This window comes from Microvirga sp. TS319, assembly GCF_041276405.1.
In the GTDB taxonomy this organism is placed as follows: Bacteria; Pseudomonadota; Alphaproteobacteria; order Rhizobiales; family Beijerinckiaceae; genus Microvirga.
The window spans coordinates 3,968,271-3,993,053 of record NZ_JBGGGT010000002.1 but is presented as its reverse complement, the minus strand read 5'-3'; the positions used below and the strand labels follow the sequence as shown (position 1 = coordinate 3,993,053).

The following is a 24,783-nucleotide window of genomic DNA, read 5'->3' as shown; positions in this document are numbered from 1 at the left end:
GGCCATGGCCACCAAAATCTACGTCAACCTGCCGGTGAAGGATCTTCAGCGGTCGGTGCGGTTTTTTGAGACGATGGGCTTCGGCTTCAACGCGCAGCTCAGCGATGAGACCGCCGCCTGCATGGCGATCTCCGACGACATCTTCGCCATGCTGCTCACGGAGGCGAAGTTCCGGGAGGTCGCTCGCCGACCCGTGGCCGATACCTCGCGCATGACCGAGGTGCTCACCAGCCTTGCGGTGGAGAGCCGGAAGCGGGTGAACCAGCTGGTGGAGAGGGCTCTGGCCCAGGGCGGCCGGGAAATGCGGGAGCCGGAGGATCACGGCTTCATGTTCGGCCGAAGCTTCAGCGATCTCGACGGGCATATCTGGGAAATCGTCTACATGGACCAGGATGCCATGGAGCGGGCCTAGAGCATCGAACGCAAAAGTGGGAACCGGTTTTGCGTGGAAAGATGCTCGAAAACAGAGACTGACTGCATCGGGCGTGAGCTCGATGACACGTCCGGTTGTCAGAGCATCGGACCCAAAAGCGGACTTGCACTTTTGGGGATTCGATCCGATGCTCCCTTCTTGGCAAGAGCGCATCGTTCTCGCGAAAAACCGGATCCACTTTTTCGCACGATGCGCTAAGGACCGGACGCGAAAAAGGGGCCGGTTCGGCCCCTTTCCAGTCTCAGGCGCTGGAGTGATCAGGCCGAGGTCTGAATCCACTTGGTGAGGTCGCCCTTCGGGGCAGCGCCGATCTTCTGGGCCACCACTTGGCCGCCCTTGAACATCATGAGCGCCGGGATCGACCGGATGCCGAGCTGCGAGGCGATCTGCGGGTTCTCGTCCACGTTCACCTTCGCGATCTTCACGCGGCCTTCCATCTCGTTGGAAATCTCTTCCAGAGCCGGGCCGATCATGCGGCAGGGGCCGCACCACTCCGCCCAGAAATCGACCACGACGGGCTCGGAGGATTGCAGGACGTCCTGCGCGAAGCTCGCGTCGGTCACCTTAAAGGTCGCCATCACATCACCTTTGAATTTCTGATACCGCGACTCAAGGCGAGCCGCTCGACGATAGAGCCAAGGTAAGAACGGCGGATCGGGGAATCAAGCAAGGGCTATCTTCCCCTCACGCCGCTTTGATGAGGGTAAGAGCCGATTCCAGTTCGGGTTCCATCAACTCGTGAATGACCGGTCCAGCGGTCCAGACCAGGAAGGTGCGGATGCGCTTGTTCGGGTAGATCTCGGCGAGCAGGGTCCGGTAGAGCGCCAGCTGGGCCACGTAGCTTTGGGGCGGCTTCTGGCCAGGTCTGGGCGCGCGGGCCGTGGTCTTGAAGTCGGCCACCAGGACCTCGCGCTCCAGGACCGCGAGGCGGTCGATCTGGCCGGAGACCATGAGTTCTCCATCCATCGTCGACACCTTGCCGGCGATGGGGGCTTCCGCCCGGGAGCCTGGCCCGAAAAGCGCCTTCAGATCCTCGTGCTCCAGGACGCCGAGAGCGTTGGCGATCACCGTCTCGCAGATCTCGGGGGCGAGGCGCGGGGCCCGGGCCCGCACATAGGACCGCGCCATGGCCTCCCGATGCTCCGCATCGAGGGCAGGAAGGCGTTCGAGCAGGGCATGGACCAGGGTACCGCGAAGCCGCGCCTCGGGGGCATAGGGGCCGTCCCCCGGCCGCGTCATGCGGTCGGCCGCGCCCAGGGCGCTGGAGGGGCGGATCGGCGGCAGGGGCTCCGGCTCCGGCCGAGCCGTCAGGCTCAGCCAATGCGGCACCTCGAAGGCTTCGAGGGGTGCGACGTCGGATTCCGCCGCGAGCGTTCGCGCGAGCGGCGACCCCTCGCGCCAGAGCTCGATGGGCCCATAGGGAGCTTCGCTGCGCTCCAGGCCGCCCGCCTTCTCGACGAGCCCGTGGCGGATCATCTCGCACCAGGCCTCATGCGGCGAATCCTTGCGTCCCGTGAGATAGGGCGCGATCACCAGCCGGTCCTTGGCGCGGGTCATGGCCACGTAGAGAAGGCGGTTGTGCTCCTCGTAGCCCTTGGCGTGCAGGACGTCGCGCGCCTCCTCCATCACGCTGCAATCGGCGCTCCGGCCCGGGGCCCAGACGGGGATCGTCTCGCCGGTCCTTGTCGGCAGCGACAGCAGCGGCGGGTCGCGGCCGAGCACTTCGCAGCCGTCGATGAGAATGACGATCGGCGCCTCCAGGCCCTTGGCCCCGTGCACCGTCATCACGCGCACTTCGTTGTTCACGGAGTCGAGATCGCGCTTGATCGTGTGCGAGGCCGACTCGAAACGATTGAGGAAGACGGTGAGCGAGGGCGTTTCCGTCATCTCCGACTGATGCGCGAAGCAGAGAAAGGCGTCGATGGCGTCGCCCGCTTCGCTGCCCAGGCGCGCGACGAGCTGCGAACGTCCGCCGCGCGGGCCGAGCAAGGTGGCGAAGAAGCCGAAGGGGCCGTTCTGCGCCGCAAGTTCGCGCCAGGCCTGCAACGCCTCGCAGCCGCGCTTCGCCTTGGCGTCGCCGGCCTGCGCGTGGCACTGCAGAGCCGCATGGAGCGATGCGTCGTCCGCTCGGCCGGCGGCGATGCGGATGAGATCGTCGTCGGTGAAGCCGACGAGCGGCGATTTCAGCGCGGTCGCAAGCGTCAGGTCGTCATCCGGCAGCAGCGCCGCTCGTCCTGCCGCCACAAGATCGAGCACCGCGATATGCTCGCCGATATTGAGCCGGTCCGCACCCGCCACGGGCACGCCCGCTTCCTTCAAGGCGCGGATCACCGCCTCGAAGGCGGCGCCGCGCTTGCGCACGAGAACGAGCACGTCGCCCGCGCTCCACATGCGGCCGTTCTCGTCGCCCTTGGTGGTCCAGCATTTCACCGCCTGTGCGACGCGACGCGCCACGACGACGGGCGGCGATTGCTGCTCGGGCTCGTCGACGGGAAGAACCCAGGCCTCGGGCTCTTCCTCCGTGGCGGGCGTCTCCGTCGGCCACAGCTCCACGAGACCGGGCGCATGCGGGCGGGCGCTTTCGTGCACGGTGCCGACGGCCTTGTCCTCGAAAGACAGGCCCTTGAAGTTCTTCTCGACCGCGAAGGTGGCGTCCACCGCCGAGAGAACCGCCTTCGTGGAGCGGAAGGACATGGTGAGCGACACGTCTTCGAAATGAAGCGCCGCGTTCCTCGCCTCCTTCATCCAGCTCTTGCGCGTCAGTTCGAATTCCAGGGGAACCGCCCCCTGGAATCCGTAGATCGACTGCTTGGGGTCGCCCACGGCAAAGCGCGTGCGGATGCGCCCGCTCGCGGCGCCTTCGCCTGCGGTGAAATCTTCCGTGATCTTGCGCAGGATCTCCCATTGCTGCGGGTTCGTATCCTGCGCCTCGTCGATCAGCACATGGTCGATGCCGCGATCGAGCTTGTAGAGGACCCAGGCCGTGTCGCCGCGCGAGAGCAGGGCCAGCGTCCTGTCGATGAGATCCTGGAAGTCGAGCGCGCCGAGCCGCATCTTCGCCTGTTCGACCCGGTCGTGAATCTCGGCCGCCAGCAGGAACAGCGCCCGCGTGCGCTCGAGGGCGCGCGCAGCCTTGCGCTTGTCCATCAGCCGCCAGATGCGGCTTTGCTCGTCGAGCAGCCGCTCCTTCAGGGCGGGAGCGACCGACTTGGTGACGAGACGCGATTCCGCGCGCGGCAGACCGTCGGATTCCTTCAGGAACACGGACAGATAGTGCTTGAGCTTCTCGGCGGGATCGCTCGCCTCCGCGGCCGCGACGAAGGACGCCGCCCGCTCCTGATCGGTGGCTTTCCCGGTCATCAGCTCCTGCGCGACCGCCGGCCAGCTCTCCGGTGCGAAGCCGCCCTCCAGCATCGCCTGCTCGATGCCCGCAAGCGTCTCGTCTCCCGACAGGCCGAGTTCCCGCTGCAACCGCGCGACGCCGGTGGGATCGTGGAGGAAGGACTTGCAGCGCAGGGCCGCGTTGAGCACGGCGGTGAGCGCATCGCCCACGGCATCCACGCTGATGATGTCGAGCGCATCCTTCAACTGAGGGAAATTGCCGTTCGAGGCATCCGCCAGAACGTTCTTCACGGCCTGCGCCAGCATCTCGTCGCTCTGGCTCTCGTCCAGAACGGCGAAGCGCGCCGGCACGTTGGCCTCGAACGGCACGAGATGGAGAAGCCGCTCGCAGAAGGCGTGGATGGTGTCGATCTTCAAGCCGCCCGGCGTCTCGACGGCGCGCGCGAAGAGCGTGCGCGCGAGTTTCACTTCGCTTTTCGTGGGTCGTGCGCCTTCGAGCTCCGTGAGCTCCGCGACGAGGCTGTCCTCGTCCATCGTCACCCAGCGTCCCAGCCGCTCGAATACGCGGATCGCCATGTTGGCGGCCGCCGCCTTGGTGAAGGTGAGGCACAGGATGCGGCCGGGCAGGGACCCTGAGAGCAGCAGGCGCACGACGCGGTCGGTCAGCACCTTCGTCTTGCCCGCGCCCGCATTCGCCGACACCCATGCGGAAGCGCGCGGGTTCGCGGCGCGGCGCTGCGCGTCCTTCGTGTAGTCGGGAATGACGAGATCGTTGCTCATTCGCCGCCCTCGCCCCCGCCGGCGCTCGCCAGCGACCATTCCTTCACGCGCGCCAGGTGATCGTATTCGGAGAAGCGTCGCGCATATTTCGGGAAGGGCCGCGAGACGTAAGCCGCCTCGCCCTTCGTGAAGCGCGCGATCATACCCTCGAAGCGGCGACGATGTTCTTCCACGATCTCGGGGACCGAGCGCTCTTCGTCCCGTCCCGGTTTGATCTCGCGCGGCTTGATCGGTTCGCGTCCACCGGTCGTGTGAACGTAGACGAGATCGGGCGTCTCCGTCGCCATGGGCAGGCCCTTGAAGGCACCCTTCATCAGCATCATCGCCTCCAGCGTCAGTTGCGGCGAGAACCCCGCATAGACCTCGCGCACGCCCGGCGGCTGGCCGGTCTTGAAGTCGATGATCGTGAAGCCGCCGTCGCGGCGATGCTCGATCCGGTCGGCGCGGGCGCGGAGGTTGAAGACCGAGCCGTCCGGGAGCGGGATCGCGAGCCTGCCCGAACGTTCGGCGTGGACTTTCACGAGCCCGGGACGGCGCATCTGCTCCCAATCCAGAAACGCGACGGCCAATCGCTCGAAGCGGGGCCACCATTCCGCGTAGAGCTCGGGATAGGCCTCTGCGATGTCGGCAAACGCATCCTCGCCGAGGCCCAGCAGGATCTCCTGAGCATGGGCCGGCAGATTCTCCGGAAAGCGTTCGGCGAACCCGCCGATCACGTCGTGGATGATCGTGCCGCGCTCCGCCGCGCTCGGCGCGACCGCGATCGCTTCCAGCGCATCGAGCTTGAGAACGTGGCGCGCGAAGATCGAGTAGGGATCGCGCACCAGCGTTTCGACCTCCGTGACGCTCAGGCTGCGCGGGAAGAGGGCGGGATCGGGCTTCGGACGCGGCCGCGGGAGCGCAGGCGCAGGCGCAGGCGTATCGAGGGTGCGCGCAAGACGGCGGTAATAGTCGCCCGCCTTCACCATCCGCTCCCAGACCTCCTTGCCGGTGAAGGCCTTGAGGCGCTGCAGGAAGCGCGAGGACACCATGGGCGAGCCGTCGCGTTTATGCGCGCGGGTGATCACCACGTCGTGCGTGCCGAGCGCCTGCACGAAATCGTGGGCCGTCTGGCCGATGCGCCGCTCGGGCGGCATCAGGCCGACGCGGGCCCGCATGGGGCGATTGAGGAACGCATCCGTCACCGTGCGCGGCGGCCAGGTGCCTTCGTCCAGGCCGCCGAGCACGACGCGGTCGACGGTGAGAAGACGTGCCTCCAGGAGACCGAGGATCTTCAGGCGGCGATGGGTGGAGCGCGGGGAGGGGCTCAAGGAGCGCTGCTTGGCGAGCGCGGTGAAGAAGGCGGGATAGTCGACGAAGCGGCCGACGAGCGGATGGCCTTCCTCTTCACGGATGTCCGAATTCTCGAGATCGTCGAAGAGAGCGGCGAGCGGCTCGAGGGACGGCTCGCTCATGCCCTCTTCGTCCTCCTCGGGCTGCGCGCAGAGAAGCTCGAAGGCGCGCCGATGGTGCGTCACGAGAGCCATGAGGTCGAGACGGTTCTCGCCCTGCGCGGCGGGCGTGAAGGTCTCGAAGGTGAGGCCGACACGCTGCAGGAGCGTATCGGCGAGTTCCCAATCCGCCTCGGTGAGGCGCGCGCGCGGGCGGGGCGTGCGGTGGTCCTTTCCCTGACGGCGCGCAGCAAGCGCGGCGCGCATGCCGTCGATGCCGGGCGCAGGCGCGGGGCCCCGCAGCACGCCGATTTCGAGAACGCTGGCGGCGTGGTCCACGGTGGCGCGCGGAAAACCCAGGCGCACGAGCGGATGCGCCAGCAAGGAAAGCAGGCGCACGGGGCTCAAATCGTCGGCCGCCGCCTCCGCGGTCAGACGCGCGAGCCGTCCGGCGGGCGTGTCGGACAGTGGAACGCCCGCCGAATCCTCCACGCTCAGTCCCCAGCGGGCGAGTTCGGCCGTCACCCGTGACGCCAGGGCACGGTCGGGCGTGACGAGGGCCGCGGTCTTGTCCGGGTGAACGAGGGTCTCGCGCAGGGCAATGGCGATGGCGAAGGCTTCCTCGCGCTCGTCCGCGGCCTCGATGATCGTGATGCCTTCGCAGCCGCTGCGACCCATGCGCAGGCGCTCTTCCGGCGCGATGAGCGCCCAGCGGTCCGTGGTATCGGCGGGGCGGAGCGCTTCCGACAGCAGATGGTTGCGCGCTCGCGCCGGTTCCGGCGGCTTGCCCAGAAGGGAGATTTCGGAGCGCGGAATGCGCAGATGCCTGTCGACGAGACGGCGCAGCGAGGCCTGCGGATGACTGTGCACCGGATCGCTGTCGTCGTCGCCCGCGCCGCCGATGGTGGCCCAGCTCTCTTCATCGAGATCCGTGTCGAGACCGGGAAGCACGATGGCCCCTCGCGGCAGGCGTGCGATGACGGCCATCAGACTGGCGGTTGCGGGCACCGAGCCCGTGGAGCCTGCGACGATGATGGGATGCTCCGGCCGCTCCCGGAAAAGCCTGCGCGCTTCCGCTTCGAGGAGCGCCGTGCGCCGCTGCGCGGGATCGCTCGCCTGACGCTCGGCGAGGATCTCGGGCCAGTGCTCGCTCGCGATCTGCACGAAGTGGCGCGTGATCTCGAAGTATTTCGAATAGTCCGTATCCACGGCGAGTTCGAGCGCATGCCAGTCGACGCCTTCCGTCGTGAAGGCATCCATCAGCGTTTCCAGATCGCCCGCGAGATTCACCGCATCGGCCGGGGAGGCGGGCACCATGAAGGGCACTTCGGGGCCGAGCTGCAGGAGTGCGCGGTCCACCTGGGTCGACCAGCGCTGCACGAGTCGCGTGAGAATGAGGCGGCGTTCCAGCGGCGGAATCGGCGGCTTCAGGCTCGCGGCTTCCGCGAGCGGCGTGCCTTCCAGACCGGTCAGCTCGAATTCCGCTTCGTCCGTCTCGCCCAGAGGCACGATGCGCGGCAGGAGCTGGGCGCGGCCCGCGCCGCGTTCCGCCAGAAGCGCGATCAGCGCGCGGGTGGCGCGGCGGGTCGGAACGTAGATCGTGACATCGGCGAGCGCCGCGGGATCGTCAGAGAGAGGCCCGACGAGACGGCCTTCGAGCAGCGCGTCCACAAGGGTCGGCAGAAAGGCGCAACCCGGAGGGATCGAAAAAACGCGCGGCTGGCTCGACACAACGACACCTCATCGCTTGCTCGCGGCAAGGCACTTTTCCGCCTCGGCAATGGTGTGAGGCTCTCCAACATGCAGCCATTGGCCTTCCAGAGGCAAGCCGTAGAGGCGGCCGTTCGCGATGGCGCGGTCGTAGAAAGCGTTGGCCGAGAAGGCTCCCTCGGATGTTCCCTCCACGAGATCCGGCTTCACGATGGCCACGCCCGCATAGACGAAATCGGCATGCGGATCGCCGCCCCGGCGGTGCAGGCGGCCGTCCGGATCGCGATGGAAGTCGCCGTAGCCCTCGTAGCCGACACTTGTGGATAACGGGGCGACGAGCATCAGGATGTCCATCCGCCGAGGCTCCCATGCGGCCACGAGGCGCTTGAGATTCGGTTCGCCCCCTTCGATCCACATGGAATCGGAGTTGAAGGTGACGAAGGGATCCTTTCCCAGAAGGGGCAATGCCTTCTTCACGCCGCCCCCGGTTTCGAGGAGCCGGTCGCGCTCGTCGGAAACGACGATCTCCGGAGCTGCCCGGGTGCGCAGATGCGCTTCCAGCATGTCCGCGAAGTAATGCACGTTCACCACCACTTTGCCGATGCCCGCCTCGTGCAGCCTGTCGAGCGCGAAATCGATCAGGCTCTCGCCCGCCACCTTCACGAGCGGTTTCGGCATGGTGGCCGTGATCGGCAGCATGCGCGTGCCGAGGCCCGCGGCGAGAATGATGGCGGTATGGGGCTGACGATGAGGGGGATGGGACACGGACAATGCTCAAGCGGAAGGAGGCGTCTCATCGTCGTGCGGGATGAGCCTCGGGAGATAGTTCTCATACCAGACCTTGAGCTTCGCCAAGGCGGGATGCGCCAGATTGCGGATGAGATAGGCTTCGATCCGCGGCAGGTGCTTCAGGTAATGGGGCTTGCCGTCGCGCCGGTCGAGGCGGGCGAAGATGCCGAGGATCTTGGTGGCGCGCTGCGCCGCCATGATCGCGTAGGCGCGGGCGAAGGCCGATACGTCGAAGGCTGGATCCGCGCCTTTGCGCTCGCGGGCGTAAAGGCCGATGGGCTTGAGCTCGAGGTCGGCCGGCACGGTGACGCGCGCATCCTGGAGCAGGGAGGCGACGTCATAGGCGGGCGAGCCCAGAACCGCATCCTGGAAATCGATGAGGCCCACGCTCTGCAGGCCCTCGCGCTCCGCCATCCAGATCAGGTTCGGCGAATGATAATCGCGTAGGGTCCAGGTCGTGGGGCTTGCGAGAATCTCACCGAGCGCCTCCGTCCAGAGATTGAGGAATTCCGCGCGCGCGGAGCCCGAGAGCTGCGTGCCGATGATGTGCGGCACGTACCAGTCGGCGAGAAGCTCCACCTCGATCAGAAGCGCTTCGAGATCGTAAGGGAGGAGCGCGTGTTCGATTCCGTCCGCCACGGGCAGCACCTGCGGCAGCTCGATGCTGTGAAGCTTGACGAGCAGACGCGTGGCTTCCGCATAACGTTCCGGGATCGGGCCGTTCTCGTCGGTCACGGGATCGGCGCCCAGATCCTCGATCAGCAGGAGGCCCGCATCGAGATCCTCGCCGTAGATGTAGGGTGCGCTCAAGCCCAGTGCGCGCAGCCCCTTGTCCATGGCCACGAAGGCGTGAACGGTCTCCGCGAGCTTTGCAATGGTCGTGTAGGGCTTGCCGCGCCGAACGGGCGGGCCGACGGGCCGGGGCGGCGAGATCATGAGCAGCGCGGTTTCGCCGTTCATCTTGATCAGCCGCTCGTACGAACGGATTACGGATGCGTCGCTCGGCATCGGCAGGCGGACTGCGTCCGACCAGCCGCAGCGATCCACCAGGTTGCGAAACGCCTTGATGCGCTGGAGACGCGGCGCGAAGGCGCCGGTGCCGGTCAGCATGGCGACGCGCCCGCGGCCTCCGGGTGCGAAATCGAGGCGGATGTCGAGGTGATCGGCGTTCAGCGCGCCCTCGGCGCGCTCGGGCCATTCCACGAGCGCAATCGCATTCTCGGTCACCTCTTCCCAGCCCAGCTCCACGAGCTCGTACCCGCCCGAGAGGCGGTAGAAATCGGCATGGACGATAGGGCAGAGCAGGCCGTCATAGACCTGCATCAGGGTGAAGGTGGGGCTCGGGACCTCGAGTTCCGGTTCGTCCGCCAGGGTGCGCACAAGGGCGCGCGCGAAGGTGGTCTTGCCGGCTCCGAGGTCGCCGGAGAGCGTGACGAGGTCGCCGGGTCTCAGCTCCTCGGAGAGCTTGCGCGCGAAATCCTCCGTGGCCTCGTGATCGGGAAGCGTCACGATCCACGCGGCTTGGGAAACATCCTGCTCGGACATGAGGGCCAATCCATTCACCATCGCTTGAGTCCTACTCGGCGGCTATAGGAGTTAGCGCAGATGAGACGGATCCGCCATCGGAAGGCGATTCCTGCCGCTCATTGGGGAAAATGCAGGTCACCGTGGTGCCCTGACCGGGCGCCGAGGTGAGCTCGATGCGTCCGCCATGCAGCTCCACGAAGGAGCGCACGATGGAAAGCCCCAGGCCCACGCCCCGGTGGCGGGTGCCCAATGTGTGGCTCTCGAACCGCTCGAAGATGCGCGCCTTGATCTCCGGCGGGATGCCGCGGCCCTGATCCTTCACGTCGAAGATCACCTCGCTGCCACGCTTGCGGGCCGAGACCGTGATGGTCTGCCCCGGCGAGGAGAATCCGACCGCGTTGGAGAGCAGGTTGAACAGGATCTGCCGCACGCGCTTGCCGTCCGCCACGAAGGTTCCGATGTCGTCCGGCGTGTCGATGACGAGGTGGAGCGAGGATTCCGCCAGCCGGTCCTCCAGGCCGCGCATGGCGGCCTCGATGGTGGAGCGGATGTCCACGATTTCCGGCGTGAGCTCCAGCGATCCGGTATCGATGGAGGCAAGGTCGAGGATGTCGTTGAGGATCGCCAGCAGCGAGGCCGAGGAGCGCATGATGTGATCTGCGTAATCGCGCTGGCGCGGATTGAGCGCACCGACGGTCTCGTCGCCGAGGAGCTGCGTGAATCCGATGATGTTGGTGAGTGGCGAACGCAGCTCGTAGGACACGTGATGCACGAACTCGTCGCGAAGCCGCGAGGCGCGCTCCAGCGCTTCGTTGCGTTCGGTCAGCGCACGCTCCACGTTCACGCTCGCGGTCACGTCGGTGAAGCTCAGAAGGGTCGCACCGTCCGGCAAGGGCTGCGCGGTACAGTCGAGAGCAGTGCCGTCACGCCGCTCGAAGCGGCAGGAATGGCCCATGCGCATGTCGGCGAGGCCCACCACGGCACCGCGGATGTCGATCCACGGCTCCTCCTGCGGCGCCAGCAGGCGACAGGCCTTGATGATGACGTCCACATGGGGATTCTGCGCCGTCAGGTCGAGCGGCAGATTCCACATATCGGCGAAGGCGCGGTTGTGAAGTTTGAGGCGCCCGTCCGAGCCGAACACGGCCACGCCCTCTTTCAGCGTGCTGAGCGTCTCGCCCTGAACCTGCGTCAGGGAGTTGACCTGCGATGCGAGTTCGAACCGCTCGCTGACATCGTCGAACAGATAAGTCACGCCGCCTTGCGGATTGGGATTGATCACCACGCGCAGCGTGCGGCGATCCGGAAGATGCCACCAAGTTTCCTGCTGTTCGACGGAACGGTAGCCGGTGAGAAAATCCGCCTTCCAGGCGCGGAAATCCGCCTGCTCCGGCAGCTTGCGCGCCGCACGCAGACGGTCGAGCACTTCGCCATCGGTCGGACGCGAGGCGAGGAACGCCGCGTCGAGGCCCCAGAGCTGCTGATAGGCGGCGTTGCTGAAGATCAGGTGTTGCGCGGCATCGAAGATCGCAACCGCCGTCGGCAATTGGTCGAGCGTGCGCACATGCGCGTCCATCTGGCGCTGCAGATCGTTGCGCACGGCTTCGAGCTCGGAGACGTCCACCGCGATGCCCGCGCTGCCGCCGGATGTCGGCCGCTCGATCACGTCGAGCACGGCGCGCTGGCCCGCGACGACCGCCGTGACGCGCGCGGCATAGGTTGCGCCGTTCCGGCGCTGGCGGCTCGCCTCGTCGCGTGCCCGCTCGCTCAGGAGCTCGATGGAACGGGAGATCGCCTCGTCCAGATCCTGCGCCTCGACGGCACGCAGATAGGCCTGGTTCGCCCAGATCAGTTTATCGCCCGAATCGCGGATCCAGAGCGGATAGGCGACATCGTCGAGGAGCATGGTCATGGAGCGCAGGTCGCTGCGCGAGGTGGCGAGCTCCGCGCGCGTCTTGAGCAGATCCGCGCGGTCGCCGGTGACGTCGCGCAGGCGCAGGATCGCGCGTCCCCCGATGGTGCGGCCCTCCACGTCGATGAAGCGGTTGAAGAGCGTATGCGCCACCTGCCGGAAGGCTTCTCCGCGCTGCTTGAGCTGCTCGAGCGAGGCTTCCGCCGCTGCGGCATCGCTCGGCTGCATCCAGGTGCCGAAGGCAAGCGCCCGCTGCGCGGGAGCGCCCTCGCCGATGATGGAGGGATCGCCCTGAAAACGTGGCTCGCTGTCTCGGCCATGCCAGCTGACCAGCAATTGCCGCTCGGACCCCATGAGCAGAGTCGCGAGATCGTCGGAGCCGCGCAGAGCCGTAAGCTCCTTCCTCAGGGTTCGCTCCACGCGCGCCGAGCGGCGGCGCTCGACCATCAGCAGCAGGGACGTGATGGTGGTGAGAGACACGAGGCCCATGAAGAGGCCGAACGCCGCCGCGCTGTGGAGATTCAGACCGTAGAGGTAATCGAGAAGGTCTGTGGCCTGATCCAAGGCGGAGAAAGGGGAATCGGCGGCGAGAGCCGTTTGCGATGTTCCGGACAGCAATGTCAGGCCCAAGGGCACGCGGGCGAGGCCTGCGAGGATGGCTGCCTCGCCTCGGCTGCCTGTCTTGCGCTTCCCCTGCCGGGCCATGCCGTATGGTCCTCCCAATGCTTTCCGGCCCCGATGAAAAGGCCAAGTGTGTTCATGCCTCTGGAGCCTTCTCGAAGTGCCCAAGAGGAGATACCGCCTACGCATGAACGGAACTTCCGGCATGGTTTCGAATAAAACCGCGGTACTGCCGGTCGAATCGCATTCACTCTAGACCACGCCCGACTCCGCCAGGAAGAGGGTTAACGTTGTCTTAATCTTCCTTTGGAGAAGCTGTGAGCAATTGGCGGACGGATATTGCAATCGAGACACACACATGCCGTTGCGTCATCTCGTCGATTCGACGGCGGCCGCATGAAAAAGCCCGGCACGAAGCCGGGCTTTCTGGAAACTTCCGTAACGGAAGTTGTAATCAATAACGATAATGATCCGGCTTGAACGGCCCGGTCTCGCACACGCCGATATACGAAGCCTGATCGGGACGGAGCTTGGTGAGCTTCACGCCGATCTTCTCGAGGTGGAGCGAGGCCACCTTCTCGTCCAGGTGCTTGGGCAGGGTATAGACCTTGCGCTCGTACCTGCCCTGGTTGGTGAAGAGTTCGATCTGGGCGAGCGTCTGGTTCGTGAAGGACGCCGACATCACGAAGGAGGGGTGACCCATGGCATTGCCGAGGTTCACGAGACGGCCTTCCGAGAGCAGGATGATCCGGTGCCCGTCGGCGAACTCGATCTCGTCCACCTGCGGCTTGATGTTGGTCCACTTGAGGTTCTTGAGAGCCGCGACCTGGATTTCGTTGTCGAAGTGACCGATGTTGCAGACGATGGCGCGGTCCTTCATCGCACGCATGTGCTCGATGGTGATCACGTCCTTGTTGCCGGTCGCCGTGACGAAGATGTCGGCGCGCGGAGCAGCGTCCTCCATCGTCGTGACCTCATAGCCTTCCATGGCGGCCTGGAGCGCGCAGATCGGGTCGACTTCCGACACCAGCACGCGGCAGCCGGCCTGGCGGAGCGAAGCGGCCGAGCCCTTGCCCACGTCGCCGAAGCCCGCCACCATGGCGACCTTGCCGGCCATCATCACGTCCGTGCCGCGGCGAATGCCGTCGACGAGCGATTCGCGGCAGCCGTAGAGGTTGTCGAACTTCGATTTCGTGACCGAGTCGTTCACGTTGATCGCCGGGAAGAGGAGCTTGCCCTCCTTCTCCATGATGTAGAGGCGGTGAACGCCGGTGGTGGTCTCTTCCGAGACGCCCTTGATCGCGGCGGCGAGCTCGGCGAACCAGCCTTTCGGCTTCTCGGAGAGCAGGCGCTTGATGAGAGCGAAGAAAACCTCTTCCTCCTCGGAGCCCGGCTTGTCGAGGAAGGCGGTGTCGCCCTGCTCGGCGCGCAGGCCCATGTGAACCAGCATCGTGGCGTCGCCGCCGTCGTCGAGGATCATGTTCGGCATGCCGCCGCCGTGCCAGTCGAACAGCTTGGCGGTGTAGTCCCAGTATTCCTTCAGGGTCTCGCCCTTATAGGCGAAGACCGGGATGCCGGCTGCCGCGATGGCGGCTGCGGCATGGTCCTGGGTGGAGTAGATGTTGCAGGACACCCAGCGGATGTCGGCCCCGAGAGCCTTCAAGGTCTCGATCAGCACGGCCGTCTGAATGGTCATGTGGAGCGAGCCGGCAATGCGGGCGCCCCTCAGGGGCTGCTTCGGCCCGTATTCCTCGCGGACGGCCATGAGGCCCGGCATCTCGGTCTCGGCGATCGAAATTTCCTTGCGGCCGAAATCGGCCAAGCCGATGTCTTTGACGATGTAGTCCTGAGCCATGATGGCCTCCATGCACCCGATGGGATTTCGCTGGCGCAAGTCTCTACCAGAGCGGCGCCTCTGAGGCAATCAAGATATAAAGATGTCTTTATATGTCAGGGCCAGAGCATCGGACGCGGGAAGTGGAATCCGCTTTTGGGTCCGATGCTCCCTTCGTGGAAAGAGCGCCTCGTTCTTGCCAAAAACCGGAGCCACTTTCTCGCACGATGCGCCAGCGCGGCCCGTCGGGCCCGCACGATTTGCCGAAAGGCTATTCGTCCTCGCCGAACCTGCCGGCGATGAGGTCGTCGATGGCCTGGAGACAGGCTGTCGCGTCGGGACCCTTGGCGGTCACGGTGATGGTGGTGCCCTGGGCCGCCGCCAGGGTCAGGAGACCCATGATGGAACGACCGCCCACGGTCTCGCCGCAGCGGGTCACGGTGACGTCCGAATCGAAGCGCTCCACGGTCTGGACGAACTTGGCAGAGGCGCGGGCATGCAGGCCCCGGCGATTGACGATCGGCAGCTCCCGGACTTCGGCCCCCTCGGGCACAGGAGCCGGGGGACAATCCTGATCGAGGGGCTGATCCATGGTGCTTATTTTCCCGACAGAACGCGCGAGGCGATGTTGATGTATTTCCTTCCGGCCTCCTGGGCGTGCGAGACCGCGTCGCCGAGGGGTTCCTCGTCCCGGACCGAGGCCAGCTTGATGAGCATGGGCAGGTTGATTCCGGCGACCACCTCGACGGAGCCGCCATTCATGCAGGACAGGGCGAGATTCGAGGGGGTGCCCCCGAACATATCGGTCAAGACCACGACGCCCTGGCCCGAATTGACCCGGCACACGGCGGCCATGATGTCCTTGCGCCGTGTTTCCATGTCGTCGTCGGGGCCGATCGTGATCGTCTCAAGCTGCTCTTGAGGACCCACCACATGCTCAAGCGCGGCTCTGAACTCCGTCGCGAGCTGCCCGTGGGTAACGAGCACCATTCCAATCATAATGTTCCAGGTCCGAACGCTCCGAGAGCGGAGCCGCTATTTTGTGCACTGCGAAGCCAAGCGCAAGAGCATTGAGAGGAAAAGTTCATCACAGTGTCACGACCGTGTCGCAAACACCACTCAAGCGCCTCAGTGCGATGCTTGCAAAGCTTGCCCCGGCCCGCATGTGGATGCGAGGGATCATGACGCCGCACAGAACAATGTTGCCGTCCTCGACTTCGGGAAATCGTGGCGGATCCTCGCTCAGGTCGATCGCGAGGCGGATGACGGCGGCGGGTTCGTAGGGCTGGCGGGTGATCCCCAGGCCATGGATCTCGAGATGTCCGGCGAGAGGCTCCACCGGACTTGCCAAGAGACGCCCGTGTTCCGCGCGAAGACCGGTTCTGTCGTCGCTCACGAGGCGGCCGAACTGGCCGGCCTGGAGTGCGTGCAGCACCAGTTCGCGCGCCAGCGTCGACTTGCCGGAGCCGGACCGCCCCCGGATCAGCACACCGGCCTCGCCGATGACGACGCAGGAAGCATGGATGGTCTCGCCCGTGCTCACGGCGTCTTCTCTCCCTGAGCGGTTCGGGCCTGTTCCTGCTTGGCCTGTTCCTTCCTGCTCTGGTCTTTCTTGCTCTGGTCTTTCTTGCCTTTTGGATTCTCGGCGGCCGGAAGGCGGATGACGAAGCGGGCGCCGAGGCGTTGCGGTTCGCCGCTCTCGTCAGGCGGGCCGAGGCGGTTTTCCGCACGGATCGTGCCGCGATGGGCCTCGATGATCTGGCGCGAGATGGACAGTCCCAGGCCCGAGTTCTGGCCGAACCCCTGCTCGGGCCGGTCCGTGTAGAAGCGCTCGAAGATCCGGTCGAGGGCATCGGGTTCGATGCCGGGGCCGCTGTCCTCCACCAGGATCTCGACCCCTGACTTGCGCCGCCGCAGCATCACGCGCACCGATGCGTCGGGCGGCGAGAAGGAACGGGCATTGTCGATGAGGTTGTTGAAGACCTGACCGAGGCGGCTGTCGTGGCCGAGCACCAGGAAGGCATCGCGGCCGCGCGGATGGCTTTCGAGAGTGAGCTCGATGAGCGGATCGTGCTCCTGACGGCGCTCGTTGGCCACCGATACGACCGCTTCGAGCAGACGCGCCATGTCGACCGGCTCCGCGTCGGCCCGGGCGAGCTCGGCGTCGAGGCGGGAAGCGTCGGAAATGTCGCTGATGAGGCGGTCGAGGCGCCGTACGTCGTGCTGGATGATCGACATGAGCCGCTCGCGGGAGTCGTCGCTGCGGGCGAGCGGCAGGGTTTCCACGGCGCTCCGCAGCGAGGTGAGCGGGTTCTTCAGTTCGTGCGCCACATCTGCCGCGAAGCTCTCGATGGCGTCGATGCGGTTGTAGAGCGCCTTGGTCATGTCCCGCAGGGCGCCGGAGAGGTGGCCGATCTCGTCCGAGCGGTTGGTGAAGTCCGGAATCTCCTGGCGCGACTTGGTGCCCCAGCGGACACGCTCCGCCGCCTCCGCCAGGCGGCGCACAGGGCCTGCGATCGCGCCGGCCAGGAACAGCGACAGGACCATCATCACCACCGCTGCCACCAGGAATACCTGGAGCAGGGCGAAGCGCTCGGACGCGATGATGGCGTCGATGTCGCCCTCCTGCGTGGAGAGCAGCAGCACGCCCTGGACCGTACGGAAACGCTGGACCGGAACGGCCACTGACACGATCGTTTCGCCGCGGTTGTTCACGCGCACCACGCTCGATTGCTGGCCCGAGAAGGCCTGCTGCACCTCCGGCAGGGATTTGCCGTTGACGGGCCCCGCCTCATCGAGGACGGGCCGCTTGGTGCGCCGGAACATCTTGCGCACGCTGTTCCAGGTGCGCTCGATGAAGCTCGTGGTGTCCTCCACGTTTCCGACCGGCGGCAGATCCATGCGCAGGATGTCGCCGCGCGAATAGAAATTCCGGGAATCGAGCAGGAGGAGGCCGTCACGGTCGAAGATCCGGGCGCGGGTCTGGGTCGGTGTGACGAGCCGCCGCAGCAGGGGGGCCACCCGCTCCGGGTTGATGGAGAATTCGAGGGAGGAGAGACCCTCGTCGTGCAGGCGCTCCGTCTCGCCCGCCTGCATCTGCAGAAGCTGGTCGGGGTCGAGGGTAATGGTGTTGGTTTCTACCGTCGCCGAGCTGGCGATGGCGCCGGCGATGATCTCGCCCTGGGTGAGCAGGCTTTGCACCCGCGCTTCGATCAGGCCTTCCCGGAACTGATTGAGATAGAGGAAGCCGATGAGCAGGGCGACGAGGCCCGCCAGGTTGAGCACGACGATGCGCCGCGTCAGGCTCGAGGAGGCACGTTGCGAGAGCATGCGGCCGAAATGCTTCAGCCGCGCCAGGATGCCGCGAGGAGCAGGCGGATCGTCTGTCGCCGCCTCGGCGTGGGTGGGATCAGCCTTCATGCCACTCATCTAGGCATGATCCGAAAGGGATTTCCGGACCATGCAGGTCTTTCCTGGTTGTCCTTTGCCTTCAAGAGGCAAGTCCTGCAGGCATCAGGCTTCCTTGAAGCGGTAGCCGACGCCGTAAAGGGTCTCGATCATTTCGAAACTCTGGTCAACCGCTTTGAACTTCTTGCGCAGGCGCTTGATGTGGCTGTCGATGGTGCGGTCGTCCACATAGACCTGGTCGTCATAGGCCGCGTCCATGAGCGCATTGCGGCTTTTCACCACGCCAGGGCGGGTCGCGAGGGCCTGGAGGATCAGGAACTCGGTGACGGTGAGCGTGACGGGCTCGCCCTTCCAGGTGCAGGCATGCCGCTCCGGATCCATCTTCAGCTGGCCCCGTTCCAGGGCCTTCGGATCGGTTTCCTTGGGGGTGCTTTGGTCCTTGGGCGCGAAGCGGCGCAGCACCGCCTTCACGCGCTCGACCAGAAGGCGCTGGGAGAAGGGCTTCCGGATGAAATCGTCCGCGCCCATCTTCAGGCCGAACAGCTCGTCGATCTCCTCGTCCTTGGAGGTCAGGAAGATCACGGGAAGGTCGGATTTCTGACGCAGGCGGCGCAGAAGCTCCATGCCGTCCATGCGCGGCATCTTGATATCGAAAATGGCAAGATCCGGAGGAGCGTGTTTCAGACCGTCGAGGGCCGAGGCTCCGTCGGTATAGGTCTGGATACGGTAGCCCTCGGCCTCGAGGGCGATCGAAACGGAAGTCAGGATGTTGCGATCGTCGTCGACAAGAGCGATCGTGGGCATGAACTCTTCCTTGGCTGACACGGACGATGGTCGCGTGACGTATCGTTCGATAACGCAGGGGGCCTCGAAACGTGCCCAACTGCGCCTTACTGATGGCATAATTATGGTTGCCGCAGCTCCAGGCGAGGGGCGGAACGGACGGATAGTGGTGTTTAGGAAGTGCCGGTTCAACCGGAGATGAACAAACTACAGCCGTTTCCGTTCTGCCGGCCTTGGGCGAATGGGCGCACCCAAGGTGTCCCAAGGTGGAGAGATGCTACGTGACACAGTTGCGGGCCGTCAATCCTCCCAAAGATTTGCGACAAAAGCCGGAAAAACCCAGCCACCCAGCTTGCAAGGCCTAGCGTCATGAAAAATAGAATGCCATGGAATGGCTCGGTTGACGGCTTGGCCGCCTGACCTAAACATCCTACGTTCAGGCGGTTGCGTCGCGACTTCGGACCGGCGCCGCTTGAATGCAACACCGTGACAGCCTTCGGAAGGCGGCACCTCCGGCCGCTTGGCCATCGGCGACCAGGAGAAGTTTTCCGTGGATAACATCGGCGTCTTCAACAGCGCTCAAGGCGCGGAGGCCATCGGCTTCCGCAATCTCAAGAAAGTCTACTGGAACCTCGAAGCTCCCGCACTTTACGAGCATTCATTGACCCGGGGCGAGACCAGGCTTGTGAAGGGAGGCGCTCTCCTGGCGGAGACCGGCGTCCATACCGGCCGCTCCCCGAAGGACAAGTTCGTGGTGCGCGACGAGGCTACCGAGAGCTCCGTCTGGTGGGACAACAACGGTGCCATCACGTCCGGGAACTTCGACACCCTGCTGCAGGATTTCCTCGCCCATGCCGAGGGCAAGGAGCTGTTCGCCCAGGATCTCTACGGCGGCGCGGACCCTGCCTACCGGGTCAAGGCGCGTGTCTTCACGGAATTCGCCTGGCACTCCCTGTTCATCCGTAACCTTCTGATCCGCCCCGACATGGGCGAGCTGAAGGACTATGTGCCCGGCCTGACGATCATCGACCTTCCGTCCTTCAGGGCCGATCCCGCCCGCCACGGATGCCGCTCCGAGACGGTCATCGCGTGCGATTTCGCCCGCAAGATCGTGCTCATCGGCGGCACGTCCTATGCGGGCGAGATGAAGAAGTCCGTCTTCACCTACCTCAACTACGTGCTGCCCGCGCAAAACGTCATGCCTATGCATTGCTCCGCCAATGTGGGCCGCGAGGGCGACGTGGCCGTGTTCTTCGGCCTCTCCGGCACCGGCAAGACGACCTTGTCGGCCGACCCGAACCGCATCCTGCTCGGCGACGACGAGCATGGCTGGGGTCCGAACGGCGTGTTCAATTTCGAGGGCGGCTGCTACGCCAAGACCATCCGCCTCTCCCGCGAGGCGGAACCGGAGATCTTCGCCACGACCGAGCGCTTCGGCACGGTTCTGGAGAACGTAGTGATCGATCCCATCACCCGGGTGCCCGATTACGACGACGCGTCGAAGACCGAGAACACCCGCTGCGCCTATCCGCTCGACTTCATCCCCAATGCGAGCGCCACGGGCCGTGCGGGCATCCCGAAGAACATCGTGATGCTCACCTGCGACGCATTCGGCGTCCTGCCCCCCATCGCCAAGCTCACCCCCGCGGAGGCGATGTACCACTTCCTCTCCGGCTACACCGCGAAGGTGGCCGGCACGGAAAAGGGCGTAAAGGATCCCGAGGCCACCTTCTCGACCTGCTTCGGCGCGCCCTTCATGCCGCGCCACCCGTCCGAATACGGCAATCTGCTGCGCGATCTCATCGCCAAGCACTCGGTGGATTGCTGGCTCGTCAATACCGGCTGGACCGGCGGCAAGTACGGCGTCGGCCGCCGCATGCCGATCCGCGTCACGCGCCGCCTGCTGACGGCGGCGCTCGACGGGTCGCTCTCCCGGGCCGATTTCCGCCGCGATCCCTATTTCGGTTTCGCGGTCCCGACCTCGGTGCCCGGCGTCGAGCCGCACATCCTCTATCCCGTCAAGACCTGGCAGGATAAGGCCGAGTTCGCCGAGACGGCGAAGCGTCTGATCGCCATGTTCAACGAGAACTTCAAGCGCTTCGAGGGGCATGTCGATTCCGACGTGCGCCGCGCGGCGCCGCAGATGTCGATCGCCGCCTGACGGCGGGACATCGCAACGACAAGAGGCGGCGGCTTTCGGGCCGCCGCTTTGCATTGGGGAGAAGGATGGACGTACTCGTTATCGGCGCCGGCGTGGTCGGACTGGCTTGCGCTCGCGCCCTGGCTCAGCGCGGCCATGACGTCATCGTCGCGGAGAAGACCGGCGGCATCGGCAATGGCGTCTCGTCGCGCAACAGCGAGGTGATCCATGGAGGCATGTATTATCCGGCGGATTCCTTTCGAGCCCGTCACTGCGTCAACGGACGCCGGTTGCTCTACGCCTTCTGCGAGAGCCATGGCGTGCCGCACAGGAAATGCGGCAAGCTCATCGTGGCGACGGACGATCTCGAGCAGGCCAAGATCGAAGGCATCTACGAGCAGGGTGTCGCCAACGGCGTGGAAGGACTTTCCTTCCTGACCGGTGCGGAAGCGGCGGCTCTGGAGCCGAACCTCACCTGCACCGGCGCGGTGCTGTCCCGCGAGACAGGGATCATCGACAGCCATGCGCTCATGCTCGCGCTCCAGGGCGATCTCGAGGCGGCGGGCGGCATGATCGCCTTCCAGGCGACCGTCGAGCGGATCGCCCGGAACGGAACGGGGTGGAACGTCGCCGTGGGGGGCGCGCAGCCCACAGAGATCGCCGTCGATGCGGTGGTCAACGCGGCCGGTCTGGGCGCGCAGGCCCTGGCGCGGACGACCGAGGCCTATGCGCCGGAGCGCGTCCCGCCTCTCGTCCTGGCCAAGGGCAACTATTTCGGCTGCCTCGGCCGGCCTGCCTTCTCGCGCCTGATCTATCCCGCGCCCGTGGACGGCGGCCTGGGCACGCATGTAACGCTCGATCTCGCGGGGCGCATGCGCTTCGGGCCGGATGTGGAATGGATCGACCGCGAGATCTACGAGGTCGATCCGGAGCGCACGGAGGCTTTCTATGCCGCGATCCGCCGCTACTGGCCGGGTTTGCCCGACGGAGCGCTGGTGCCCGACTATGCGGGCATACGCCCGAAGCTCACGGGACCCGGCGAGAAGGCGGCGGATTTCATGATCGACGGGCCGGCCGAGCACGGGCTCGCCGGGCTTGTGCAGCTCTTCGGCATCGAAAGTCCGGGCTTGACCTCGTGCCTGTCACTTGCCGAGGAAGTGGCGGACAGGCTGGATGCTTAGACCGCCATTCCGACACCCTCTTCGTCATGGCCGTCCCCGGACTTGATCCGGGGATCAGACCCGGCCATCCATGTCTTGAAAACGCAACACCAGGGATGTGGGCCCCGGCTCAAGGCCGGGGGTCATTCGCTCGACCAAAGCATCGGACGTGAGTTCAATTGCATGTCCGATGCTTCAACATTTCGACTGTGAGCATCGAGCGCAAAACCGGTTCCCACTTTTCGCACGATGCTCCCCACCTGGACGAGCGCATCGTTGCGAGCGGACCCGAAAGGCCGCGTCAGCGAATCCCGGTTCCTACTTTTCACCTCCGACACTCTAGCCCCTGAAGAACAGAAGCGTCGCCACCACGAAGATCGGCAGCAGGATTCCGCCCGACCAGAGAAGATAGCCGAAGAAGCTCGGCATCTTCACGCCGCCCTGGCGGGCAATCGCATAGACCATGAAGTTGGGCGCGTTGCCGATATAGGAGTTCGCGCCCATGAACACGGCGCCGGCGGAGATGGCCGCAAGGGTCAGGGCGCCGGTGGTCATCAGCGCCTGCGCGTCGCCGCCGGCGAGTTCGAAGAACACGAGATAGGTCGGGGCGTTGTCGAGGAATGAGGACAGGCCGCCGGCGAGCCAGAAATAGGCGGCGTTGTTGGCGCTGCCGTCCGGATTCGTCACCAGGGCGACGAGGGGCGCGAAAGCACCGTCCGTACCGGCCTTGAGCATCGCGAGCACGGGAATGATGGCGATGAAGATGCCGGCGAAAAGCTTCGCCACTTCCTGGATCGGTCCCCAGGAGAAGCCGTTCTCCGCCCGGTTCGCTTTCGGCGTGAGCTTCAGGGAGATGATCGTCACGACGACCATGATGAGATCGCGCAGGGCGTTGGCGAGCTCGATTTCGGCGCCCAGCACCGTTACGCGGCCGAGATCCATCGTGGCGCTCATGAGGATCGCGCCGATGATGATGAAGATCAGCAGGAAATTGATGCCCCCCGTCACGCGGACCGGATTGTCGGGCGTCGGGTCCGGAGCGATGTGGCCTTCCTTCCTGTAGATCACCGTATCGATCGCGAAGAACAGCGCGAGGAGAATGCCGGCGACGAAGACCGTCTCCGGGAAGAGATGCGTGGTGGTCCAGAAGAAGTCGACGCCGCGCAGGAAGCCGAGGAAAAGCGGCGGATCGCCGAGCGGCGTGAGCGAGCCGCCGACATTCGAGACCAGGAAGATGAAGAACACGAAGACATGGACGTTGTGCTTGCGGTCGTCGTTGGCGCGCAGCACGGGCCGGATCATCACCATGGATGCGCCGGTTGTGCCGATGAAGCTCGCGAGCACCGTACCGATGGCGAGCAGCACGGTGTTCGTGCCGGGGGAGCCGTGCAGGTTGCCCCGGACCAGGATGCCGCCGGCCACCGTGAAGAGCGCCAGCAGCAGCAGAATGAACGGAACGTATTCGAGAAGCGCGGTGTGAGCGAGCGCATGGACCGCCGTGGCGGGCCCCAGGAGGGCGGCCATGGGCACGAGCACCAGCAAGCCCCAGACAGCCGCGATCTTGCCCTGGTGATGCTCCCAGAAATGGGCAGCCACCAGAGGGAGCAAGGCGATGGAGAGGAGGATGCCGGCAAAGGGCAGGGCCCAGACAGGGCTCAAGGCCGCCCCATCGAGCTCCGCCGCGAAGGCGGCTTGCGGCAGCGCGGTCAGGGCGGCGGCTGCGAGTGCCGTGCTTGAGATGCGTCGCATGTTTCGGATTCCCCCCTCGCCGGCCCCCGGCATGTCTACGATGTTGGGCCACGGTTTAAGGGAAGGCGCAGCCGCCCGCAACGGCACGGCCGTTAACCGGCTGTTCACCATGATGGGACGAGAGTAAAACAGGATTACAAGTCCGGGGTCTCCAACCAAAAGTGGCCTCCGCTTTTGGTGTGTGTCCGATGCCCTTTCCTTGAAATTGCGCATCGTGGGACGCGGAAAACCGGATCCTCTTTTCGCTGGCGCGGCCCGCCGGGTCCGCACGATGCGCCAGTCGCGCCTGGGGTTGTGGAGCCGATGTGCCGCTTTCTTGCCTACCGGGGAGAACCGATCTTCCTCGATGAACTCGTCTGCGCCCCGGCGCATTCGCTGGTTCACCAGTCCCTTCACGCGATCGAGGCCAAGACGGAGACGAACGGCGACGGCTTCGGGATCGGCTGGTATGGGGAGCGCAAGGAGCCCGGCATCTATCGCGAGGTGCGCCCCGCCTGGTCCGACGAGAACCTGAGGAGCCTCTGCGAGCAGGTGCGCTCCGGCCTCTTCTTCGCGCATGTGCGGGCTTCCACCGGCACGTCCACGACGCGGGCCAACTGCCATCCCTTCTCTCATGGCCGGCATCTTTTCATGCACAACGGCCAGATCGGCGGATACAGGCATATCAAGCGGCGGCTCGAAGCCATGATCCCGGATGAGCTCTATGACCGCCGCCAGGGCACAACGGATTCCGAAGCGATCTTCCTCGTGGCTTTGGCCAACGGGCTTGCCGAGGAACCCGTGAGGGCCATGGCGCAGACCCTGAAGCAGGTGCGCCGCCTCATGAACGAGGCGTGCATCGAGGAGGCCTTGCGCTTCACCGCCGCCTTCACCGATGGCGAAAGCCTCTGGGCTTATCGCTGGGCCTGCGACGCCAAGCCGCCGACGCTCTATTTCCGTGAGGAGAAGGGCAACCTGCTCGTGGTCTCCGAGCCGATCGACGACAAGACCAAGGGCTGGCGCGAGGTGCCGAAGGGCTGCTGCCTCGTGGCGAGGACGGACCAATCCGTAGCTGTGCATTGCCTCAACGAGGCCATGGCGCAGATCGCGGCATAGAGCATCGTGCGAGAAAGTGGGAACCGGTTTTGCGTGAAAAGATGCTCCAGCAAGGAGGGCATCGGACGTG

General features: G+C 65.5%; 17 protein-coding genes. 4 read left to right on the top strand and 13 right to left on the bottom strand.

The genetic code is table 11. The annotated features are described in order from the left end of the window. Positions 1-4: 4 nt before the first annotated feature. Entirely contained in the window at positions 5-412 is a 408-nt protein-coding gene (locus AB8841_RS28175; protein WP_370439038.1) for a VOC family protein, read from the top strand. Positions 413-690: 278 nt separating this feature from the next. Here AB8841_RS28175 and trxA read toward each other — a convergent pair whose 3' ends face one another. From trxA to AB8841_RS28115, 12 genes are all read right to left on the bottom strand, one after another. Then, complete coding sequence (gene trxA, locus AB8841_RS28170) at positions 691-1,011, bottom strand: thioredoxin (protein WP_370439037.1); 321 nt, start codon at positions 1,009-1,011, stop codon at positions 691-693. A gap of 106 nt (positions 1,012-1,117) precedes the next feature. After that, on the bottom strand, positions 1,118-4,555 hold the full coding sequence (gene addA, locus AB8841_RS28165; protein WP_370439036.1) for a double-strand break repair helicase AddA: 3,438 nt from the start codon (positions 4,553-4,555) through the stop codon (positions 1,118-1,120). Beyond that, positions 4,552-7,716, bottom strand: coding sequence for a double-strand break repair protein AddB (gene addB / locus AB8841_RS28160; protein ID WP_370439035.1), 3,165 nt, complete (start codon positions 7,714-7,716; stop codon positions 4,552-4,554). The genes addA and addB overlap by 4 nt, the downstream gene beginning before the upstream one ends. Positions 7,717-7,725: 9 nt before the next feature. After that, positions 7,726-8,460: a nucleotidyltransferase family protein gene (locus tag AB8841_RS28155; protein ID WP_370439034.1), complete on the bottom strand. Its 735-nt coding sequence runs from the start codon at positions 8,458-8,460 to the stop codon at positions 7,726-7,728. A 9-nt stretch (positions 8,461-8,469) separates the two neighbouring features. Continuing rightward, positions 8,470-10,029 carry a tRNA (adenosine(37)-N6)-threonylcarbamoyltransferase complex ATPase subunit type 1 TsaE gene (gene tsaE / locus AB8841_RS28150; protein WP_370439033.1) on the bottom strand — a complete coding sequence of 520 codons (1,560 nt, stop codon included), beginning with the start codon at positions 10,027-10,029 and terminating at the stop codon, positions 8,470-8,472. A 31-nt stretch (positions 10,030-10,060) separates the two neighbouring features. Next, the gene (locus AB8841_RS28145) at positions 10,061-12,628 is read right to left on the bottom strand and encodes a PAS-domain containing protein (protein WP_370439032.1); all 2,568 of its coding nucleotides are present in this window, start codon (positions 12,626-12,628) and stop codon (positions 10,061-10,063) included. Positions 12,629-12,998: 370 nt separating this feature from the next. Then, a complete protein-coding gene (gene ahcY / locus AB8841_RS28140) occupies positions 12,999-14,399 on the bottom strand; it encodes an adenosylhomocysteinase (RefSeq protein WP_370439031.1) in 1,401 nt (466 codons plus the stop codon). A gap of 250 nt (positions 14,400-14,649) precedes the next feature. Continuing rightward, positions 14,650-14,970 carry an HPr family phosphocarrier protein gene (locus AB8841_RS28135; protein WP_370439030.1) on the bottom strand — a complete coding sequence of 107 codons (321 nt, stop codon included), beginning with the start codon at positions 14,968-14,970 and terminating at the stop codon, positions 14,650-14,652. Positions 14,971-14,975: 5 nt separating this feature from the next. Then, complete coding sequence (locus AB8841_RS28130) at positions 14,976-15,377, bottom strand: PTS sugar transporter subunit IIA (protein ID WP_370439029.1); 402 nt, start codon at positions 15,375-15,377, stop codon at positions 14,976-14,978. Positions 15,378-15,465: 88 nt separating this feature from the next. Further along, a complete protein-coding gene (locus tag AB8841_RS28125; RefSeq protein WP_370439028.1) occupies positions 15,466-15,921 on the bottom strand; it encodes an HPr kinase/phosphorylase in 456 nt (151 codons plus the stop codon). Further along, on the bottom strand, positions 15,918-17,798 hold the full coding sequence (locus tag AB8841_RS28120) for a stimulus-sensing domain-containing protein (RefSeq protein ID WP_370439027.1): 1,881 nt from the start codon (positions 17,796-17,798) through the stop codon (positions 15,918-15,920). The genes AB8841_RS28125 and AB8841_RS28120 overlap by 4 nt, the downstream gene beginning before the upstream one ends. A gap of 93 nt (positions 17,799-17,891) precedes the next feature. Next, positions 17,892-18,590: a response regulator transcription factor gene (locus AB8841_RS28115; protein WP_370439026.1), complete on the bottom strand. Its 699-nt coding sequence runs from the start codon at positions 18,588-18,590 to the stop codon at positions 17,892-17,894. A gap of 529 nt (positions 18,591-19,119) precedes the next feature. On the opposite strand from AB8841_RS28115, the gene AB8841_RS28110 reads away from it, so the two are divergent. Both AB8841_RS28110 and AB8841_RS28105 read left to right on the top strand, forming a co-directional pair. Further along, complete coding sequence (locus tag AB8841_RS28110) at positions 19,120-20,730, top strand: phosphoenolpyruvate carboxykinase (protein ID WP_370439025.1); 1,611 nt, start codon at positions 19,120-19,122, stop codon at positions 20,728-20,730. A 65-nt stretch (positions 20,731-20,795) separates the two neighbouring features. Beyond that, positions 20,796-21,890 (top strand): NAD(P)/FAD-dependent oxidoreductase, encoded by a 1,095-nt coding sequence (locus tag AB8841_RS28105; RefSeq protein WP_370439024.1) that lies wholly within the window; start codon positions 20,796-20,798, stop codon positions 21,888-21,890. A 318-nt stretch (positions 21,891-22,208) separates the two neighbouring features. Here AB8841_RS28105 and AB8841_RS28100 read toward each other — a convergent pair whose 3' ends face one another. Next, a complete protein-coding gene (locus AB8841_RS28100) occupies positions 22,209-23,618 on the bottom strand; it encodes a sodium:proton antiporter (protein ID WP_370439023.1) in 1,410 nt (469 codons plus the stop codon). 303 nt (positions 23,619-23,921) lie between these two features. On the opposite strand from AB8841_RS28100, the gene AB8841_RS28095 reads away from it, so the two are divergent. Beyond that, positions 23,922-24,713, top strand: a complete 792-nt coding sequence (locus AB8841_RS28095) for a class II glutamine amidotransferase (protein ID WP_370439022.1) — start codon at positions 23,922-23,924, stop codon at positions 24,711-24,713. The last annotated feature ends 70 nt before the right edge of the window (positions 24,714-24,783 follow it).

Coding starts and splice junctions, on each gene's coding strand:
- AB8841_RS28175 (WP_370439038.1), top strand. CDS start 5: ATGGCCACCAAAATCTACGTCAACCTGCCGGTGAAGGATCTTCAGCGG.
- trxA (WP_370439037.1), bottom strand. CDS start 1,011: ATGGCGACCTTTAAGGTGACCGACGCGAGCTTCGCGCAGGACGTCCTG.
- addA (WP_370439036.1), bottom strand. CDS start 4,555: ATGAGCAACGATCTCGTCATTCCCGACTACACGAAGGACGCGCAGCGC.
- tsaE (WP_370439033.1), bottom strand. CDS start 10,029: ATGTCCGAGCAGGATGTTTCCCAAGCCGCGTGGATCGTGACGCTTCCC.
- AB8841_RS28145 (WP_370439032.1), bottom strand. CDS start 12,628: ATGGCCCGGCAGGGGAAGCGCAAGACAGGCAGCCGAGGCGAGGCAGCC.
- ahcY (WP_370439031.1), bottom strand. CDS start 14,399: ATGGCTCAGGACTACATCGTCAAAGACATCGGCTTGGCCGATTTCGGC.
- AB8841_RS28135 (WP_370439030.1), bottom strand. CDS start 14,970: ATGGATCAGCCCCTCGATCAGGATTGTCCCCCGGCTCCTGTGCCCGAG.
- AB8841_RS28130 (WP_370439029.1), bottom strand. CDS start 15,377: ATGATTGGAATGGTGCTCGTTACCCACGGGCAGCTCGCGACGGAGTTC.
- AB8841_RS28120 (WP_370439027.1), bottom strand. CDS start 17,798: ATGAAGGCTGATCCCACCCACGCCGAGGCGGCGACAGACGATCCGCCT.
- AB8841_RS28115 (WP_370439026.1), bottom strand. CDS start 18,590: ATGCCCACGATCGCTCTTGTCGACGACGATCGCAACATCCTGACTTCC.
- AB8841_RS28105 (WP_370439024.1), top strand. CDS start 20,796: ATGGACGTACTCGTTATCGGCGCCGGCGTGGTCGGACTGGCTTGCGCT.
- AB8841_RS28100 (WP_370439023.1), bottom strand. CDS start 23,618: ATGCGACGCATCTCAAGCACGGCACTCGCAGCCGCCGCCCTGACCGCG.
- AB8841_RS28095 (WP_370439022.1), top strand. CDS start 23,922: ATGTGCCGCTTTCTTGCCTACCGGGGAGAACCGATCTTCCTCGATGAA.